We start from the raw sequence: 18599 nt of genomic DNA, 5'->3' as shown, positions 1-18599 counted from the left end.
AGGAGACATCAGTCCTGTCTTCAGCGATCTTCAGCTGACCTCAGCCTGGACGCACCCGACTCTCATTCTTATGGCAAGATTCTAGATCGCGTACCGAGCGGTTGTAGGTCTCGTTGAAGCGTTGCGCCGGTTGGCTCGGATCACTCTTGGCGCGAATGTCCCGGGCGACGTCCCGGCCGTGCCCAATCACGCTTGCAACCGTGTCGGTGTAGCCGGTGCAGGATGAGTTCGCCTTCGGGCTCATGCCGTCGAGGACCGTGCCGAGGTGGCGGTTGGCGTTCGAGACCTCGCCGAGTGCGGCCAGGAAGGGAGCGACATCCGCCTTCGGTCCCAGTGCCTCGAACCGCCGGACCGCGCGGCGCAGGGTGAGGCTGGTGGAGAGGAGGCGCCGTGCCGGCGCATCCTCCGGCAGAGTTGCCAGGCGGCGCTCATCCCGGGCGATCTCGCGCTCAAACAGGGCCGTGCCATACGCGTCCATCGCCTTGGCGGCCGCCTCGACGCGGGGGACGAGGATCGCGTGCTGCTCGCGGGCGAACTTGAAGCCATCCTCCTTGAATTCGCGCGTGGTCTGATAGCGCGTGAGCGCCTTCAGGATGGGATTGACCTCGCGCAGGGCTGCCAGCAGCTGGGAGGCCTGAGCATCCACCTCTGGCACGACGCCCGGCAAGGCAACGGCCTTCTCCAACTCGTCGATGACCCCATCGAAATCCACGATGCCGAAGTGGTACCAGGCGTTGGCGCCGAGTTTCGTTCCGAGCTTGAGCACCCGCTCGTTGTCGCGCCGGTAGTCGGCCAACTGCTGCTCCAGGGGATGCGATCGGACGAGGTGGTTCTGGGCCTCGGTGTAGGCATTGGCCTTCGCCAGCGCCTGAGCCTCGGGCGTCTGCGCCGGCGCCGGGCGGGCGGTCGCCCGAGCCGAGCCCGGCGGTGGCGGCGGGCTCTGCAATACGGCCTGTGAGGCCGCGGGTGCGGCGGGAAAATCACATTTGAATGCGTCGACCAAGCTTTTGCGCACGGCCTCATGAGCCTGGGCGCACTGATAGGCCACGGTCGGACGCGCCGCCTCGTTGCGCAGGACCGAGTCGCGGAAGCTCTCGCGCATCGTGTTGATGCCCTGGCGGATGCCGGGGCGAGCGGCTTCCGGTACGCCGGGGCTGGCGGCGCACTGGGCATAAGCCTCCAGGAAGGCGTCGCAGCTCTCGACGCCCACCGGTGTCACCTGCGTGACCGCCACCACGGGGGTGGCCGAGATCCCCCACAGGAGGGCCAGCGCACAGGCCGAACGGTGAGACATGCCGAGCTTTCTCGTGGAGGCTGTGCTGCGCATTCTGGTCCTCGAAGTTGAAGCGTCTGGTCATGGAACGACGACGCTGGAGATTGCGGAGGGCGACGTGGACCTCGTTGCATCGACTAAGTCGGGATTGTAGCCGAGGAGATAGTCCGAACCCTCCTCGGTGATGCCTTTCCTCATAATTACGTGGACCTGGCTGGTCTCCGCCGGGGTTCTTCATCCTGGGGCAGATCGGCAATGCTGGATGACCGCTTTGTCGATCCGCCGCCAGTTAGCGGACAGACCGCAATCCACCCATTCCGGTCGTAGAACGGACAAACACGTCCCGACCCGACAACGCCGTCGGGAGGGATCGGCTCGTCGCTCAGAAGCGGACATTTGCTACGCCATTCGAGCGAATTGGGCGTTTCACCGGGACTGTGCCGTGTTCCGGTGACGCCGTCCGCACGGCGGGACCTATGCTGGAAGCACCTTTGCAGTCCCGGTCAGATCGCCGGGGCGACCCAGCCGCCGAACCTTTCCTCGAGGTGCCGGACGAGCGCGAGCGCGACGTCTTCGCGCCAGGGTCGCGCCGCAACCTGTACACCGATGGGCAGGCCTTCCGGCGATGTGCCCACGCGAACCGTGGCCGAAGGCCATCCCGTGAGGTTGTGCATCTGAGCGTAGCCCGTGCCGGCCTGCAGAAGCGGGTCGAAGCTCGTCCCGTGCCGCGGGGCCACGTAGGGAAGAACCGGCGACAGCAGGGCGTCGTACCGCTGCATGAAGCCCAGCATGGTGTTGCGATAGGCGTCCCAACGCGTGAAGGCCGCCAGAGCCTCTGTTGTGTTCGCCATCGCGGGCGCGGAGCGCGACGAGAGCGATTGCTCGAACAGCGGTGAGATCCGTTCCGTGCCCACCGACTTCAGAAAGGCGCGGACCCCTGCCCCCCCATCACCACGGGTCATGTCGTAGTAGATCGTCGCAGCGCGACCAGCATCGGGCGGGCGTCGCTCCTCGACCGCGACGCCGACGTCGGCAAGGGCGTCGGCAGCAACGCGGACAGCCGCAGCAATCTCAGGCGTTGGCGCATTCGTCCCATCATGATCGAAGAAGGCGAGGCGCAGCTTCGGCAGAGCCACCGCGCGATGGTCGAGCAGTGGCATGTCGGTGATGGTATAGTCCTGAAAATCCGAGCCCGAGACGATCGGCAGGGCAAGCGCGAGGTCGTCCACCTTCCGGGCGATGAGGCTGACATGGAAGACGAAGTTCCGGGCACCCATGGGCCGAGGAAACTGCCCGGTCCTTGGCACGCGACCGGAGGTGGGCTTCAGGGCCGCCAAGCCGCAATAATGGGCCGGCACGCGGATGCTGCCACCGGCGTCCGTCCCGAGGCCGAGCGGCGAACCGCCGGCCGCAACGATCGCCGCTTCGCCACCGCTGCTTCCGCCTGGTGTGCGGGTGAGGTCGTAGGGGTTGTTGGTCCGCCCGTAGATCAGGTTGTCGGTCTCGAGCGCACCCGCAAGTTCGGGCACGTTCGTCTTTCCCAGGATGATCGCGCCGGCAGCCCGAAGCCGAGCGACCGCCGTCGCGTCGGCCTTCGGCACGTAGTGCGCGCGGCCGAGCGTGCCGCCCGTGCAGATGACGCCTTCCGTCTCCAGGGTGTCCTTGATGGTGACCGGGACACCGTGCAGGGGCCCGACAACTGCGCCACGCGCGAGCGCGGCATCCGCCGCGGCGGCCTGCCGACGCGCCGACTCGGTCGTCAGTTGCACGATGGCGTTGAGTTTCGGATTGATGACCGCGATGCGATCCAGGTACGCCTCAACCACGTCGCGGGAACTGAGGTGCTTCGTTCGGATCGCTTCGGCAAGTTCGCTGGCTGAGGACGCGGTGATCGAACCCCGCTCCGCCTGCGCCTTCGCCGGCCCGAGCGTCGCGAGCGTCCCCACTGCGGCTATCCCGCCGAGGACCGAGCGGCGCGCGATCAGATCCGTCATGAAATCCACCTTCGATACTTGCCCGGCCGGGCCCGACGGCCGGTTCGAGTCACGACCATACGGGGTCGGTCTGCTTCCGAGAGCAAGCTCCGCACCACGGGAATGCGGCCACCGTCGTCAAGCATCGTGAGGACCCTCGGCACCCGAGGGCGATCGTTGCCCCTCGATCGATGCGCGTTCTGAGCAATCGAATTGACGAATTGCGCAAAATGCGCAGATACTAGGCAACGCTGCTGGCGAGCCCGTCGGAATTCTTCGTCCGCCAGCCAATCAAAAACGGCAAATGCGCAAAATGCGCAGGGAGGACATCGGACATGCAGATCCCGATCAAGCGGACCATCGAGTCGGTGCCCGGCGGCATGATGGTCGTACCGTTGCTGGCCGGGGCGCTGATCGCCACCTTCTTTCCCGGCACGCCGAAGCTCTTCGGATCCTTCACGGGCGCGCTTTTCTCGGGTGCCCTGACGATCCTGGCCGTCTTCTACGTCTGCATGGGCGCGAGCATCGACTTCCGCGCGACGCCTTACATCATGAAGAAGGGCGGCACGCTTCTGATCGTCAAAGTCGGGATCGCCATGATCCTCGGACTGATCTTCGGGCAAGTGCTCGGGGAGGCGCCGGTCGCGGCCGGCATGTTCGCAGGCCTATCCACCTTGGCGATCGTCGCCGCGATGAACGACACCAACGGGGGCCTCTATATGGCTCTGATGGGCCAGTATGGCCGTCCTCGGGATGTCGGTGCCTACACCGTCATGTCCCTGGAGAGCGGGCCCTTCCTCACCATGGTGACGCTCGGCGTCGCCGGCCTCTCGGCCTTCCCCTGGCAGACGCTCGTCGGCGCGATCCTGCCGCTCCTCGTCGGCATGATCATCGGCAACCTCGACCGCGAGATGCGCGCCTTCCTCGGACGGGCGATCCCGGTGATGATCCCGTTCTTTGCCTTCGCGCTGGGGGCGGGGCTCGACCTTTCGAAGGTCTGGCAGGCCGGCCTCCTCGGTCTTGCCATGGGCGTGGCGGTCGTCGTCGTGACGGGCATCCCGCTCTTCTTCGCCGATCGGTTGACGGGCGGCACAGGTGTCGCCGGCGTCGCCGCGGCCTCGACCGCGGGCAATGCGGCCGCGGTCCCGGCCATCGTCGCCTCCGCCAATCCAGCCTATGCCGACGCTGCCGGGCCAGCGACCATCCTGGTTGCCGCTTGCGTCGTGGTCACGGCAATCCTCGTTCCGATCCTAACCGCCTGGGTTTCAAGACGCTTCGGCGACGCCGAGGTGTCCGAAGCGGAGGTCGTGGAAAGCCCGGATACCTCGCCCGTACAGCCCATCGTCGGTCGCTGATATGGCCGGCCGCTGGCTCATCTTGGCCGACGATCTGACGGGGGCCGCAGATTGCGCCATCGCTTTCAAGCGTCGCGGTCTCGCGGCGGCAGTGACCTGGGACATCGCCTCGACCGCCGACGCGAAGTTCCAGTCGGTCCTTTCCTACGACGCGGACAGCCGCGGCCTCTCTGCGCAAGCCGCTGCAGAGAGGCATGGTTGCCTCTTGGAGCGGTTGCTCGAACCGGACCGAAGCCTGTTCAAGAAGATCGATTCGACCCTCAGGGGACAGCCCGCCGCCGAGGCCGCCGCAACGATCGCGTACCTGATGCGCAGCAATGGCACCGCTTTCGGGATTTGCGCACCGGCCTTTCCGGCGACTGGCCGGACCACGGTCTCGGGCCATGTCCTTGTCAACGGACGGCCTCTGGAAGACGCAGAGGTTTGGAAGCGTGACCGAAGCTACCCAAGCGCCGACCTAGCCGTCGTTTTTGGAACCGCCGGGATCAGGACGAAAGCCGTTTCGCTTGCCCTGGTGCGTGGTCCCGATCTCGCCGACTGTCTCGCGCGGATCGCCGCGGCTCGTGACGTCGTAGCGATCTGCGATGCCGAGACGGATGAGGACCTCGCTCGCATCGCCGTGGCGAGCCTGTCCGTGGCACCGTGTCCCTTCTTCATCGGCAGCGCCGGCTTGGCCCACGCCCTCGCGGGCACCCTGGATCCGGTGACGACCGCAACGGTGCGGATCCCGCCGAGGGCCGACGGCAGCCTGTTTGTGGTGGGCTCCCTTGCCGCCGCCTCGAGAGCCGCAACGCGCAGGCTCGCCGCACGGGACGGGATCGCCCATCTTCCGGTCTCGCCCGAAACGCTCCTGAGCGACCCGGCCGGCCGAGCAGCTCTCGCCGCACGCGTCGCCGCCGTGATCGCGGCCGGCGACGACGCCCTGGTGGAGATCACCTTGGGCGATGTCCTCGACATGACGATCGGACCGCGACTGGCACGCAGCCTCGCCGAGGCCCTCGATCCGATCGCTGCGCGGATCGGTGCCGTCGCGGCGACCGGTGGCGAGACGGCCGCCGCGCTCCTGGCGCGCTTCGGCATCGACGGGATCCGTCTCGTCGACGAGATCGAGCCCGGGGTCTCCCTCGGCCTGACGCTGGGGCGTCTGTCCATTCCGGTGGCCACGAAGGCGGGTGCCTTCGGCGACGCCGAAAGTCTCATCCGCATCAGCGAGCGCCTCCGCGCCGTCCGAACCCAAGGAAGCTTCTCATGACCCGTCCGACCATCGCGATCACCATGGGCGATCCCGCCGGCATCGGCCCGGAGATCATCATGAAGGCGCTGGCCCATGCGGAGGTCCGGACCCTGTGCCGAGCCCTGGTGATCGGCGATGCCGAACGCCTCCGGCAGGCCGGCCGGCTCGTGGGGGCCGACATGACGGTCGATTCCCTGTCCGACGCCGGTGCTGCGGATTTCGACTCGGGAGCGGTGCAGTGCGTGGACCTCAAGGTCGTGCCCGCCGATCTGCCGTTCGGCCAGGTCTCCCCGGCGGCGGGCGAGGCGGCCTACCGCTACATCGAGAAGGCCGTGCAGGTGGTCCAGGCCGGGCAGGCCCAGGGCATCTGCACGGCTCCGCTCTCCAAGGAGGCTCTTCACGCCGCGGGCCACAGGTTCCCGGGCCACACCGAGTTGCTGGCGCATCTCACGGGCACGCCCGAAGTTTCGATGATGCTGGTTTCGCCAAAGCTTCGGGTGATCCACGTTACCACCCATATCGGCCTCATCGACGCGATCGCGAAGATCGAACCCGGGCTCGTCGAACGTGTGATCGCGCGGGGCCACGGCGTCCTGGTGAAGGCCGGGATCGCGAACCCGAAGATCGGCGTCTGCGCGATCAATCCGCATGCGGGCGAGAACGGGTTGTTCGGCCGGGGCGAGGAGGCCGAGAAGATCGCGCCCGCCATCGAGGCCTGCCGCGCCAAGGGCTGGGACGTGCGCGGCCCGCTGCCCGCCGACACCCTGTTCTTCTTGGCCGGTCGGGGCGACTACGACATGGTGGTGGCCATGTACCACGATCAGGGCCACGGCCCGATCAAGGTCCTGGGCCTGGAGGCCGGCGTGAACATCACCGTGGGCCTTCCGGTGATCCGCACCTCCGTCGATCACGGCACCGCCTTCGACATTGCCGGAACCGGAATTGCCGACGAGCGCAGCCTGATGGAGGCGCTGCGTCAGGCGGTCGATCTCGCGCCGAAGACGGCGGCCTGAGGGGCGACGCCCCGCTCGTCGCAGGGACAGCGAAAACGGCTGGCCAGCGCCGCCGACCTCAGCCATGACGCGGGACCAAAGCCGGAGGACCGCCCCATGTCGATGCGCAGCCGGGAGCGCCGGACGTTGCTGCTGGAGGCGCTGAGCGTCGGCGAGATCGACGTCGACGAGATCGCCGAGCGCCTGAAGGTCTCCGCCTCGACGGTACGCCGCGACCTCCAGCATCTCTCCGCCACGCGCGCCGTGCGGCGGACCTATGGGGGGGCGATCCTCGCCAGCCATCCGCCGGAAACCACGCTGACCGAGCGGCTCGCCGTGAACGGCGCCGAGAAGCGGGCGATCGCGCGCGCCGCCCTCGACCTGGTGGAGGACGGTGACACGCTGATCCTCGATGCCGGCTCCACCGTCGCGGCTTTCGGCCAACTGCTCGCGCGGCGGCGCCTTCGGATCATCACCAACAACCTGGCGCTACTCCCCTTCCTCGCCGAGGCGGCCGACCTCGAACTCGTGGTTCTCGGCGGCGCGCTGCGGGCGACCAGCATGAGCACCATCGGGCCGCTTGCCGTCGAAGGGCTGCGCCTCATGACGGCGGATCGCGCGATCATGAGCGCGGACGGCGTCGTGGCGGGGCGCGGCCTCTGCGAGGTCAGCCTGGACCAGGTCATCCTCAAATCCCTCATGATGCGGCAATCGCGCGAGGTGATCGTGCTGGCCGATACGAGCAAGCTCGGCCGGGCGGAACAATCCGCCTGGGCTCCCCTGCCGCGCAACTGGACCCTGGTCACAGATTCCCCGGAGCCGAAGGAGCAGTTGCGGCGCCTCTCCGAGGCGGGCGCCGACATCCGCATCGCGGACGGCCGCGAAGCGTGAGCGGATACGTGTCACCGAGGCGTCCGCGCTCGTACCGTTTGGGAAGGCCCGGGCGATCGGGCCGGGATGCCACCGCGCCGGCTCGCATTCGCCCGTTGTGAACCGCGCGCTTTCGCGTCAAAACAGCCGCGCCGCACCCGACCGAAGATCCTTCGCACATGTCACGAGAAACCCTCTCCCTCGGCATTATCGGCGCCGGCATCATGGGCGAGCGGATGCTCAGCGTCGTGTCCGCGCATGCGGACATCCCCATCCGCATCGCCGGGATCTGGGACCCGTCCGCGGCGTCCCTGGATCGCATCGCAGCCCAATTCCCGGCGGTACCGCTTGTGGCGGACCCTGACGCGCTCATCGCGGCCAGCGCGTGCGTCTACGTGGCGTCGCCGCCCGCCTCCCATCTCGGCTACGCCCGCAGGGCCACGGCGGCGGGCCGAAGCCTCTTTCTCGAGAAGCCGCTCGCCGTCGATCTGGCGGAGGCGCGCCGCTTCCTGGACGATGCCGACGCCGTGGGCGCCGTGAATTTCCCGTTCGCCTCCTCGCCGGCTGTCGCCACGCTCGCGCGCTGGATCGCCGAAGGGGCTGTCGGGACCCCGCGCAGCCTGGTCATCGAGGTGGCCTTCGCGACCTGGCCGCGGCCCTGGCAAGCCGACGCGGCGGGCTGGCTCGACGCGCGCCCCGAGGGAGGCTTCACGCGCGAAGTCGTCTCGCATTTCCTGTTCCTCAGCCGGCGCCTGGTTGGCCCGCTGCGGGAGCTGCGGGGCATCGCCGATTTTCCGGAACCCGGTCGTTCCGAGCGGACGATCGATGCCACGCTTCACGCGGGCGTCGTTCCGGTACAGGTCAGGGGGCGGGTCGGCGGAACGGGACAGGACGACCACAACACCTGGACTCTGGAGGGCGATGCGGGGACCGTTCGCCTGCGCGATTGGTCGATCGCGGAGCGGCTGCGGCCGGACGGGCATTTCGAGGCCGCACCGGACGCGCTGCCCAACGACCGAGCGCGGCTGATCGCCCTCCGGCGCCAGTTGGACGGGGTCGTGCGGATGGCACACGGCGAGCCGCACACTCTCGCCACCTTCGCCGAAGCGTGGGACGTCCAGCGGATCGTCGAAGACCTCGTCGCCGCGTGAGCCCTTCACCGCTCCGTCGTCCCTCATCGCGCGATGAACTGAGGTCTATTGTCCGAGCGGATATGGCCTGGCACGCCGCCCAGGCTGAACAGGTCTGAGAGCACGTCGAGGGCTCTTCTTCTGGATCGAATCGACACGTGCAGAAGGCATGATGACCTCCCCGGGCAGGATTGCGGTCGGACCCGACCGGGACCGACCGCTGCGCGCTCACGTCCGGTTGTCGATCTCCGGCACACCGCTGCTCCTGTCCGCATAGGCAGCGATGAAGGTCGGCCGAGACTGCCAGCGCTGCCAGAAGGCATCGAGATGCTCGAAACGCTCATCGAGCGGAGTGGCGTTCACGGGGAACTTGGAGAACGCGATGGCCGTCGCCAACGTGATGTCCGAGAACGTCGGCTGATCGCCTCCGAGCAGCCACGCACGGCCGTCGGAGAGGTGCCGGTCGACCAAGCCGGCATGCGCCAGTGCCACCTTGCGGGAGTGCTCGCCCCAGGCCGGATTGCTGGTCAGCTCGAGCTTCGGGCCCAGCCCCTGATGCAGGACATGGAATGCAGTGACGATGGGATAGAGGATGTGCACCCACACCCGGCTGTCCCACATCTGATCGAGGCCACGCTCGTGCGCCGTCCCGCCCATGATCTTGCGGCCTTCGAAGGTGTCGTCGAGGTAGCGGGCGATGGCGGAGGTCTCGCTCAAGTAAGAGCCGTCGGCGAGCGCGAGGGTCGGCGTCTCGCCCCAAGCGTTCATCTTCAGGTGCTTCCAACCCGGTGCTCGCCGACCGGTGACATGTCGTAGACCGTCTCGTCGAAGTGATCGGCAATGCCCTTCTCGTGCATGAAGATCCGCAGGCGCTGCGGGTTCGGGAAGGCCGAGGGCGAGGTGAAGAGCTTGAGCTTGTCGGACATCGATGTCTCGCTTTCCAATGATTCTGCCTGTCTGTCAGATGACAGGCAGGAAGCTAGGACCGACATCTTGCGGCGTCAACCCCTGTCTGCCATATGACAGGTGGAGGGTGAGAATGGCAGCGACGCTGAAGAGGGATGTGCGTGAGGCGATCCTCGTGGCCGCGAGGGAAGCAGCGATGGCCTATGGATACGGCGGCATCAATTTCCGCGACCTCGCAGAGGTGGTTGGCATCAAGGCCGCCAGCATCAACTACTACTTCGCCAACAAGGCCATCCTCGGCGAGGCCGTCGCGCGCCGCTATTGGGAAGACATTACCCGAGCTCTTGAAGCTATTTCAACGGACACGCAAAGCCCGATGGAAGCGCTGCGGCAATATCCCAGTATTTTCCGCCTCTCTCTGGAGCGCGACAATCGCATGTGCCTCAGCAGCTTCATGGCGACAGAGTATGACGCGTTGCCTGAGCAGGTTCTGAAGGAGGTCCAGTCCTTTGCAGACGTCAATACGGCTTGGCTCCGCGAGCAGCTCGTTGCAGCAAAACTGGTTGAGCCGAAGGACGGGGAGACGAGAGCCCGTGCCATCTATGCTGCCGTAGCCGGAGCTCAGATCATCGCTCGAAGCCGTTCGGACATAAATCTGTTCGACTCGCTGGTCAGGAGCTACCAAGAGGCGGGACTCCTGCCGAGCTGATCAAAAACCCGCACGAAGACAAGGTCCGCATCCATGCTTTGTCGACCGTAAGCGGTCAGGCGGAAATCCACCTAACCCAGTCGTAGAGCGGACGGACGGGTCTCGACGCAACCCAGCCGCCGGAAGCACTGTCGGCGTTCTCCAGAAGCAGACATTCGTCGGCCGACCGATGACTTCAGCTCGGAGTGGGAAGCGGTAGCTCGTGTATCCATAGATGAGCCTCTGGACTGCGGGCTAAATTAGACAGTTCGTGTCAGAAGCGAGGTTGGCGCAGGCAGGATGCTTGATCATCATGGCCTATCGCCCCTGGGCAGGAAGAGACACCACCAACTCGGTCTTGAGTCCGTCGATGAATCGACGCACGCGCGCCGGCATCTGTTGTCGGGTCGGGAGCACGGCCCAGATGGCCAGATGCTCCGGCTCGGCATCTTCGAGGGCGAGGTTATTCAGGGTACCGTCTGCCAAGTCCTGCGCCACGTCCCAGTAGGTCAGGAGTGCGAGCCCGGCCCCGGCGATGCAGGCTGCGTGCACCGCGTCGACGCTGCTGGCGGAAAGCTGACCCTTGATGCGCTTGGCTACCGGATGCCCGGCTTGCCGGAACGTCCAGGCTTCCATCGCGTGCAGCGTCAGACAGGCGTGCGCATCGAGGTCGGCGAGACGCCCGGGGAAACCGTGCGCCGCGAGGTAGGCCGGCGCGGCGCACAGGATACGCGGGTTGTCGGCCACCGGCACGGCGACCAGCTCGGAGGCCTGCAGGGTCGCCACCCTGATCGCGACGTCGATTCCCGCGGCGACGATGTCCACGATCCCGTCCGAAAAGGTCAGGTCCACATGGAGGCGTGGGTTCTCGGCCATCAGCCGGACGGCCAGTGGCACGACGAGGGCCCGGCCGATGCGGTGGGACGCGGTCACGCGCAACACCCCGCTCAAGCCCTCGTGCTGCTCGGAGAAGGTCGCCGTCGCGGCTTCGCGCGCGTCCAGCATCGTCTGCGCGAGCGGCAGGAACGTCTCGCCGTCTGCCGTCAGGGCGACGGAGCGCGTGGTGCGGTGGATCAGGCGTACCCCGAGTTCCCGTTCCAGTGCCGCCAGGCGCCGGCTGACAGCCATCGGGGACAGTCCCGCCTGCCGTCCGGCGGCCGAGAGGCTGCCGGACGCGACGATGGCGCAGAAAAGAGCCACATCCGAGAGGTTCATCGGTATATCACTGAACGATAAAATGCTTATCGTCCAGCTCGGCTACTGAGCGGGTGAATTGGAGGCTACCTTGCTGTCGAACGAGCAGCGAGAGTGAACCGGGAGCCGCACATGGGCACGGATACAAACGGCCTTTTCACCGCTACCGATATAGCCGGCGTGACGCTTCGTAACCGCTTCGCGGTCGCCCCCATGACGCGCGTTAGCGCCGCCGAGGACGGCACCGCCACGGCGACGATGGCCCGCTACTACGAGCGGTTCGCCCGCGGCGGCTTCGGGCTAGTGGTTGCCGAGGGCATCTACACGGACCAAGCTTTCGCCCAAGGCTACATCCACCAGCCCGGCATCACCGATGACGGCCAGATCCAGGCTTGGCGGCCGGTGGTGGACGCCGTGCGCCGGCACGGTGCGCGCTTCTTCGCACAGCTCATGCATGCGGGCGCGATCAGCCAGGGCAACCGCTTTCGCGACACCACCGTCGGACCTTCGGCCGTGCAGCCGAAGGGTCACCAGATGGACTTCTACTACGGCGAGGGCGCCTACAGGATGCCGGCCTCTATGAACGAGGAGCAAATCGCGGACGCCATCGAGGGCTTCGCCGCCTCGGCGGCACGGGCGGTCGCGGCCGGGTTCGACGGCGTCGAGATACACGGCGCGAACGGCTACCTCATCGACCAGTTCCTGACCGACTACGCCAACCGGCGGGGCGACCAATGGGGCGGCGACACCCGCCGACGCACCACGCTTGTGCGCGCCGTGTTCGAGGCTGTGCGGGCCAGGGTCGGGACCGGCGTGCCGGTCGGCGTGCGCATCTCGCAGGGCAAGGTCAACGACTTCACCCATAGGTGGGCGGGCCGCGAACAGGACGCGGAAGCCATCTTCGGCACGCTCGCCGAGGCCGGCGTCAACTACATCCACGTCACCGAGCATAAGGCGTGGGAGCCTGCCTTCGAGGGCGGTCGCGACAGCCTCGTCGCCCTAGCCCGCCACTACGCATCGCATGTCCCGCTGATCGCCAACGGCGGCGTGCAGGATGCGGCGCGGGCGCAGGAGGTCATGGCCGCCGGGGCGGACGTCTTGGCGCTCGGGAAGGTCGCGCTCGCAAACCCGGACTTCCCGAACCGCGTCCGGGCCGAGCGGGAAATGAACGCGTTCGATCCCGCCGTCCTCGGGCCCATCGCAAACATCAAGCCGAGCGAGTTGGCTGCCTGACACACGCTTTCGCGGATCGGCGCATGCGTATGCCGTCGCCGGACCGCTGAGATTTCAAGCACGGCACGCAGCCACAACGCAGCGACAGGAGATAGACGATGTTGGAACGTGTGGTCACCGAACCGGACAACTATGCGCCCTTTTTGCTATCGCAAGGCATCCGCTACGGTAGCCTGCTCTTCATCTCCGGCCAAGCGGGCGCCGCGGATGATGGCAGGATCGTCGAGGGCGGCTTCCGAGCACAGGGCGAACAGGCATTCGCCAACCTACGCCGCGCACTTGAGGCTGGTGGATCGAGCCTGAAGGATGTCATCAAGGTGACGATCTTTGTTACCGACATGAGCCACTTCGAGGAGGTGGTCGAGTTGCGGCGACGTTTCTTCTCCGAACCCTACCCAGCCGACACGATTGCGGAGGTGAAGGCGCTCTACGATCCTGCGGCGATGATCGAGATCGAGGCTATCGCTGCGGTCCACACCGCTTGATGTCACAGATCGGCACTGTGTGTTGCGACCGCGGCCTCGGCTTTCATGAAACACGACTTCGGCAGATCTCATGTCAGTCGTTACGTCTGTCGAGGCGCATCTTACGCATCTCTCGTTCGGCTCTGCGCCATGAGTCGACGTCAGGGTCGCTGCTGCTAGATCGCTGCTTAAGACCCCGAGCGGTCCTTCGCCGGCAGCGGCTCGAATGCCCGCTTGGGCTCCAGAGCGGGCAAAAGAGACGACGTCTGCTTCCGCGCATTGTCGACCGTAAGCAGTCAGGCAGTAAATCACCCGATCCAGGCATCAGAGCGCGTTCACCCCCCATCGGGAAGCGGTCGCTCGAACGTTGATGCGCGGAGCGTGGAAACGGTCTCAGTCCGTGGGCAGGCCAAGAGGCACCAATTGCTGGCGCGTTCGGTTCGATTCAGCCAGTCCCCGAGCGCCACGGTGCACGCGCGGATCGACGCGTTGAGGGGCAACGGACCGAGGATCGACCGGCAGCCAAGTCAGAAGCCCGCGCAAATTGACAACGTGTTGTCTTATTGACGAAGAACTCCAAACGGCCATATCGTCGGTCATGGCCAGCAAGCGACCCAACGCCCTGTCCGATCCCGCCCGCCTTCGGCGCGCCTGGACCGGCCTCGTCCTCGACGTCTTCCGCCTGAATGGCGATCTGCTCGCTGCGGGTGACGCCCTGGTGGGCGACCTCGGATTGACGAGCGCCCGCTGGCAGGTGCTGGGCGCCATCGCCCTGTCGCCGGTCGCACTGCCGGTGGCGCATATCGCCCGCAACATGGGCCTGACCCGGCAAGCCGTGCAGCGCCTGGTCGACGATATGCGGACTGACGGCCTGGTTCGCCTGGAGCCCAATCCGCATCACCGGCGGGCCATGCTGGTGGTGATGACGGAGGCGGGGGACGCGGCCTATCGCGCGGCGAGCGCGCGACAGGAGCGCTGGGCCGACACGCTCATCGCCGGCCTTCCGGCCGAGTCCTTCGAGGCCGCGAGCGAACTCCTGCGCGAGATGCAGCGCCGCCTCGACGAACCGAACGCCCTGACATCCTCGGCCGATCACCAGTTCGAAGGAGCCTGACATGCCGACGTTCATCGAAATGGACCCGACCGTGACGCTGGCGGATCAGTTGGAGGACGAGGGCGGATCCGTCGTCCTGATCAACACCTTCGTGGTCCCGCCCGCGGAAGCGGAGGCCCTGCTGGCCGCCTGGACCGCCGACGCGGCCATCATGAAGCGTCAGCCGGGATTCGTGTCCACTCAGCTTCACCGCGGCATCGCGGGCAGCGGCGTCTTCCTGAACTACGCCGTCTGGGAGAGCATCGCGACGTTCCGCGCGGCCTTCACCAACCCCGAGTTCCGGGCGCGCCTGGCCGATTATCCGGCGCGCGCCACCGTGAGCCCGCACCTGTTCCGGACGGTTGCTGTTCCCGGCATCTGCGCCGCGTGACCCACCCCCTTCCTTCCGACGAGGTCACCATGCTCGAAGACGCGAACGCGAAGCCGTACGATGCCGACGTCATCGTGATCGGCGCCGGACCGGTCGGCCTGACCGCCGGCTGCAGCCTGCGCCACCACGGCGTCGATTGCCTGATCCTGGAGGAACGCACCGCGCTTCAGGCCTACTCCCGTGCCAACAACCTCTGGGCGCGGCCGCAGGAACTGTTGGACAGCGTCGGCCTTCGCAACGCCCTGGCGGCGCAGGCCTACCCTATCCGTCTCGTCAACTTCTTCATCAACGGGACGCCGACCACGCCCATCCAAATCGACGATGTGGCCAGTCCCTTCCCGCAGGTTCTCTACAGCGGGCAGGACGTCATCGAGACGACCCTGGTCGAGACCTTCGAGGCCTGGGGCGGACGGCTGGCCCGGAACCGCACAGTCACCGACATCACCCAGGACGACGGTGGCGTGACCGTCACGACGAGGCACGGCGAGGACGGTCGGGAGGAGCGCCTGCGCGGTCGCTACGTCGTGGCCGCTGACGGCGCCAAGAGCACGGTGCGCCCGCTGCTGGATCTCGACTTCGAGCCCGAGCGGTTCGAGGGGCGCATGAACCGGCAAGTCGACGCGAAGCTGTCCTGGCGACGCTCTCTGGAGCCGGACCAGATCTGGTTCTTCTACTACGAGCGCGGCTTCTGCGGCGTGCTGCCGGTCTGGGGCGGCTACCATCGGCTGTTCTTCCTGGCCGACGACGCGGGCGTTCCCGACCGGGATCCGACGCTCGACGAGATCCAGGCGGTGGCGCGCGAGGTGACCGGGGACGAGACGCTGACACTGAGCGACCCGCAATGGCTCACGCACAGCCGCTTCCAGTACGGCGTCTCGCCGGGCTACGCCCGGGACCGCGTGTTCCTGGCCGGCGATGCCGGGCACCTGTCGCTCCCAATCGGCGGGCAGGGCATGAATGCCGGCCTGCACGACGGGGTCGAGATCGCCTGGCGCCTGGCCATGACCCTGCGGGGCGAGGCCGCGTCGGTGGTGCTGGGCTCCTACGACGCAGAACGAGGCGGCGAGCATATCCGCCTCAGCGCGCAACAGGCGAAGGGCTTCCGCCGCACCGTCTACCGGGGCTCGGTGACGGACGCTGCCCTCGGGATGGCGGCCCGGGCGGTGCCGAGCCTCGGAGCCCTGCTCCAGGGAACGGACGACCTGCAGCAGATGAGCGTGCGCTACCCGAACAGTCCGCTGAACGAGGATCATCTCTCCGGTGTGGCCCACCTGCTGCAACGCGGTCCGGGACCGGGCGAGCGCGCCCCGGAGGCGGAGGTGACGCATGCCGGCCGGACAACCTCGCTGTTTCCGTTCCTCTACAATCCGGACGGGCGCACGACGGGCTGGGCGTTGCTGTGCTTCGACGGCCGTTCAGCGAACGCGGGGCCTTCGATGCGGGCGGCCATCGAGGCCGTGGCGCCCTGGGGCAACGTGCGCCCGCGCCTCGTGCTGGCCGGACCGTCCTTCGACGTGGGCGGCGTGCCCGTGCTCTCGGATCTCGACGGAAAGGCCCACGGCGCCTACGGGCTGGAGGGCCAAGCGGCTCTCCTCCTGATCCGCCCTGACGGACACATCGCCTTCCGCGACACGGCCGAGCGGCACGACCGTCTGGCTGCGTACTGCCAGCGGGTCTTTGGTCCCGACGTCGGGATCTCGGCTTGAGGATCCCGACCCGGCCCGGTCGTGTGCGCCGGGAGGCGGGTGCCCCGAGCGCGCACGTCGCGACGATCAATGGACGGGAACACGCGCCGGAGGGGCGTCATCCCGCAACGTAGGCGGCCAGTTCATCCGGCGTCCCGTTGGGAAACGCCTGTTTCAGGTGGTCGAGGAAGGCCGAAACGCGTGGGCTGAGCAGTCGGCGTGTGGGGTAGAGGGTCCACAGCACGATGTCCGGCGCGTCGACATCGCCCCAGTGGACCAGCCCGCCGTCGGCGAGATCGCGGCTGACGAGCGAGATCGGCAGGCGTCCTGCGCCGACACCCGCGCGCACCGCGTCGCGAACCATGATCAGCGAGGCCAGGCAGAGAACCGGCTCGACCGTGATCGTGGCGTGGCCGGCCGGCGTCCTGACCGGCCATGCTGTGCGCTCGCCGACGCCGCGCACGACGGCCGCGACCGTCATGCCTTCGGGCGGCCGGACGAGGTCGGGGCGCGCCACGACCACCAGACGGTCGCGCAGGAACGCGCGGCCGACGAGGCTCTCATCCGGGCTGGGGTTGACCCGGATCACCAGGTCGAAGCCTTCCTCGATCATGTCGACGGCCCGGTCCTCGGTCGTGACCTCGAGCCGGACCTCCGGGTGTTTGAGGGCGAAGCCCGCCGCGAGTTTTCCCATCGCGGTCTGCGAGAACAGCAAAGGGGCGCTGATCCGCAGCCGGCCCCGGGGCCGCGCGCTCCCCGACGCGATCGCGGCGGCGGTTTCCTCCAGTTCGGTGAGCAGCAGGCCGGCCCGCGTGAACAGCGCCCGCCCTTCCTCCGTCAGCTTCAGGTCCCGTGCACCGCGCTCGAACAGGCGCAAACCCAGGCTCGCCTCCAGTTCCGCCACCCGCCGGGACAGGGTCGCCTTCGGGCGCCCGGCCGCGCGGGCAGCCTTCCCGAACCCGCCATGGCGGGCAACGAGGGTGAAGTCGGCGAGGGCAAGCAGATCCATCGTTCCACCCGTGAGACGGAGCGTCCCGATATAGCGTCTATTGAGGCGAATTCGGATCGCTCATTGTGGGGTCAGCCAAACGGCTCAACCCGAAGGAGCGACCTCCATGACCATCCTCGTTACCGGTGCCACCGGCCGCGTCGGCCGCAACGTCGTCGAACAGTTGACCCGGCGCGGCGCCAGCGTCCGCGTGCTGACCCGCGATCCCGCCAAGGCCGGCTTTTCGGGAGGCGTCGCGGTGGCGACGGGCGATCTCCTCGACATCGACGCGCTGCGCGCGGCCTTCGCCGGCGTCCGCACGCTGTTCCTGCTGAATGCCGTGACGGGCGACGAGTTCACCCAGGCGATCGTCACCCTCAACGTCGCGCGCGAGGCGGGTGTCGATCGGGTCGTCTACCTGTCGGTGTTCGGTGCCGACCGAGCCGTCAACGTGCCGCACTTCGCGGTGAAGTTCGGTGCCGAGCGCATGCTGGAGGCGATGGGCTTCAGCGCCACGATCCTGCGCCCGAGCTACTTCATCGACAATGAGGTGATGATCAGGGACGTGATCGTGAACCACGGCGTCTACCCGATCCCGATCGGGTCCAAGGGCGTCGCCATGGTGGACGCGCGCGACATCGCCGAGATCGCCGCGATCGAGCTGATCCGCCGCGACCAGGCGCCGGGCAAGCTGCCGATCGAGACGATCGACCTCGTCGGCCCCGACACGCTCACGGGCGCGGACATCGCCGCGATCTGGAGCGACCTCCTCGGCCGCCCGGTCGCCTACGGCGGTGATGATCCGAGCGGGTTCGAAGCGACCATGGCGTCGTTCATGCCCAGGTGGATGGCCTACGAGATGCGCCTGATGGCCCAGCGCTACGTCAGCGACGGCATGATCCCGTCCGAGGGCGACCGCGAGCGCCTGACCGCCATCCTGGGCCGCCCGCTGCACGCCTACCGCGATTTCGCGGCCACGCTGTCACGGCCCGACGCCGCAACGGCCTGAACGACCGCCTCCGTCGCAACGCCCAACCCGAAGGGCGAGGCTCCGGCCTCGCTCCCGGCGCTGAACTTCAAGGACCGATGGCTGCCGATCCATGGCCGCTTGCTCAATCCTCGACCCGACC

General features: G+C 67.4%; 18 protein-coding genes. 12 read left to right on the top strand and 6 right to left on the bottom strand.

Features of this window, described 5'->3' with window-relative positions; genetic code table 11:
* Positions 1 to 40 precede the first annotated feature (40 nt).
* Together OF380_RS12080 and OF380_RS12075 are read right to left on the bottom strand one after the other, a co-directional pair.
* Positions 41 to 1294: a YiiG family protein gene (locus OF380_RS12080; RefSeq protein ID WP_264051001.1), complete on the bottom strand. Its 1254-nt coding sequence runs from the start codon at positions 1292 to 1294 to the stop codon at positions 41 to 43.
* Positions 1295 to 1776: 482 nt separating this feature from the next.
* Positions 1777 to 3267, bottom strand: coding sequence for an amidase (locus OF380_RS12075; protein ID WP_264051000.1), 1491 nt, complete (start codon positions 3265 to 3267; stop codon positions 1777 to 1779).
* Positions 3268 to 3581: 314 nt separating this feature from the next.
* On the opposite strand from OF380_RS12075, the gene OF380_RS12070 reads away from it, so the two are divergent.
* The 5 genes from OF380_RS12070 (at position 3582) to OF380_RS12050 (ending at position 8848) form a co-directional block, all read left to right on the top strand.
* Positions 3582 to 4601, top strand: a complete 1020-nt coding sequence (locus OF380_RS12070; protein WP_318784627.1) for a 2-keto-3-deoxygluconate permease — start codon at positions 3582 to 3584, stop codon at positions 4599 to 4601.
* Position 4602: 1 nt separating this feature from the next.
* The gene (locus OF380_RS12065) at positions 4603 to 5853 is read left to right on the top strand and encodes a four-carbon acid sugar kinase family protein (protein ID WP_264050999.1); all 1251 of its coding nucleotides are present in this window, start codon (positions 4603 to 4605) and stop codon (positions 5851 to 5853) included.
* The gene (gene pdxA, locus OF380_RS12060) at positions 5850 to 6848 is read left to right on the top strand and encodes a 4-hydroxythreonine-4-phosphate dehydrogenase PdxA (RefSeq protein WP_264050998.1); all 999 of its coding nucleotides are present in this window, start codon (positions 5850 to 5852) and stop codon (positions 6846 to 6848) included. Before OF380_RS12065 ends, pdxA begins: the two co-directional genes overlap by 4 nt.
* Positions 6849 to 6944: 96 nt before the next feature.
* Positions 6945 to 7718: a DeoR/GlpR family DNA-binding transcription regulator gene (locus tag OF380_RS12055; RefSeq protein WP_264050997.1), complete on the top strand. Its 774-nt coding sequence runs from the start codon at positions 6945 to 6947 to the stop codon at positions 7716 to 7718.
* 203 nt (positions 7719 to 7921) lie between these two features.
* Entirely contained in the window at positions 7922 to 8848 is a 927-nt protein-coding gene (locus OF380_RS12050; RefSeq protein ID WP_264050996.1) for a Gfo/Idh/MocA family protein, read from the top strand.
* A 207-nt stretch (positions 8849 to 9055) separates the two neighbouring features.
* Here OF380_RS12050 and OF380_RS12045 read toward each other — a convergent pair whose 3' ends face one another.
* Positions 9056 to 9595, bottom strand: a complete 540-nt coding sequence (locus OF380_RS12045) for a glutathione S-transferase family protein (protein WP_264050995.1) — start codon at positions 9593 to 9595, stop codon at positions 9056 to 9058.
* A 2-nt stretch (positions 9596 to 9597) separates the two neighbouring features.
* A complete protein-coding gene (locus OF380_RS12040) occupies positions 9598 to 9753 on the bottom strand; it encodes a thioredoxin domain-containing protein (protein ID WP_264050994.1) in 156 nt (51 codons plus the stop codon).
* 113 nt (positions 9754 to 9866) lie between these two features.
* On the opposite strand from OF380_RS12040, the gene OF380_RS12035 reads away from it, so the two are divergent.
* A complete protein-coding gene (locus OF380_RS12035) occupies positions 9867 to 10442 on the top strand; it encodes a TetR/AcrR family transcriptional regulator (protein ID WP_264050993.1) in 576 nt (191 codons plus the stop codon).
* A gap of 297 nt (positions 10443 to 10739) precedes the next feature.
* On the opposite strand, the gene OF380_RS12030 is transcribed toward OF380_RS12035, so the two are convergent.
* Positions 10740 to 11642 (bottom strand): LysR family transcriptional regulator, encoded by a 903-nt coding sequence (locus OF380_RS12030; RefSeq protein WP_318784666.1) that lies wholly within the window; start codon positions 11640 to 11642, stop codon positions 10740 to 10742.
* Positions 11643 to 11747: 105 nt separating this feature from the next.
* On the opposite strand from OF380_RS12030, the gene OF380_RS12025 reads away from it, so the two are divergent.
* The 5 genes from OF380_RS12025 (at position 11748) to OF380_RS12005 (ending at position 16502) form a co-directional block, all read left to right on the top strand.
* Positions 11748 to 12848 (top strand): NADH:flavin oxidoreductase, encoded by a 1101-nt coding sequence (locus tag OF380_RS12025; RefSeq protein ID WP_318784626.1) that lies wholly within the window; start codon positions 11748 to 11750, stop codon positions 12846 to 12848.
* A 98-nt stretch (positions 12849 to 12946) separates the two neighbouring features.
* Positions 12947 to 13333 carry a RidA family protein gene (locus tag OF380_RS12020; protein ID WP_264050990.1) on the top strand — a complete coding sequence of 129 codons (387 nt, stop codon included), beginning with the start codon at positions 12947 to 12949 and terminating at the stop codon, positions 13331 to 13333.
* A 577-nt stretch (positions 13334 to 13910) separates the two neighbouring features.
* A complete protein-coding gene (locus OF380_RS12015) occupies positions 13911 to 14426 on the top strand; it encodes a MarR family winged helix-turn-helix transcriptional regulator (protein WP_264050988.1) in 516 nt (171 codons plus the stop codon).
* 1 nt (position 14427) lies between these two features.
* Positions 14428 to 14796 (top strand): antibiotic biosynthesis monooxygenase family protein, encoded by a 369-nt coding sequence (locus tag OF380_RS12010; protein ID WP_264050986.1) that lies wholly within the window; start codon positions 14428 to 14430, stop codon positions 14794 to 14796.
* Between the two features lie 29 nt (positions 14797 to 14825).
* Positions 14826 to 16502: an FAD-dependent monooxygenase gene (locus OF380_RS12005; RefSeq protein WP_264050985.1), complete on the top strand. Its 1677-nt coding sequence runs from the start codon at positions 14826 to 14828 to the stop codon at positions 16500 to 16502.
* A 97-nt stretch (positions 16503 to 16599) separates the two neighbouring features.
* On the opposite strand, the gene OF380_RS12000 is transcribed toward OF380_RS12005, so the two are convergent.
* On the bottom strand, positions 16600 to 17490 hold the full coding sequence (locus OF380_RS12000; RefSeq protein WP_264050984.1) for a LysR family transcriptional regulator: 891 nt from the start codon (positions 17488 to 17490) through the stop codon (positions 16600 to 16602).
* A gap of 106 nt (positions 17491 to 17596) precedes the next feature.
* On the opposite strand from OF380_RS12000, the gene OF380_RS11995 reads away from it, so the two are divergent.
* A complete protein-coding gene (locus OF380_RS11995; protein WP_264050983.1) occupies positions 17597 to 18478 on the top strand; it encodes an SDR family oxidoreductase in 882 nt (293 codons plus the stop codon).
* Positions 18479 to 18599 lie beyond the last annotated feature (121 nt).

The organism is Methylobacterium sp. FF17 (assembly GCF_025813715.1).
GTDB lineage: Bacteria > Pseudomonadota > Alphaproteobacteria > Rhizobiales > Beijerinckiaceae > Methylobacterium > Methylobacterium flocculans.
This window is presented reverse-complemented; position numbering and strand designations above follow the sequence as displayed.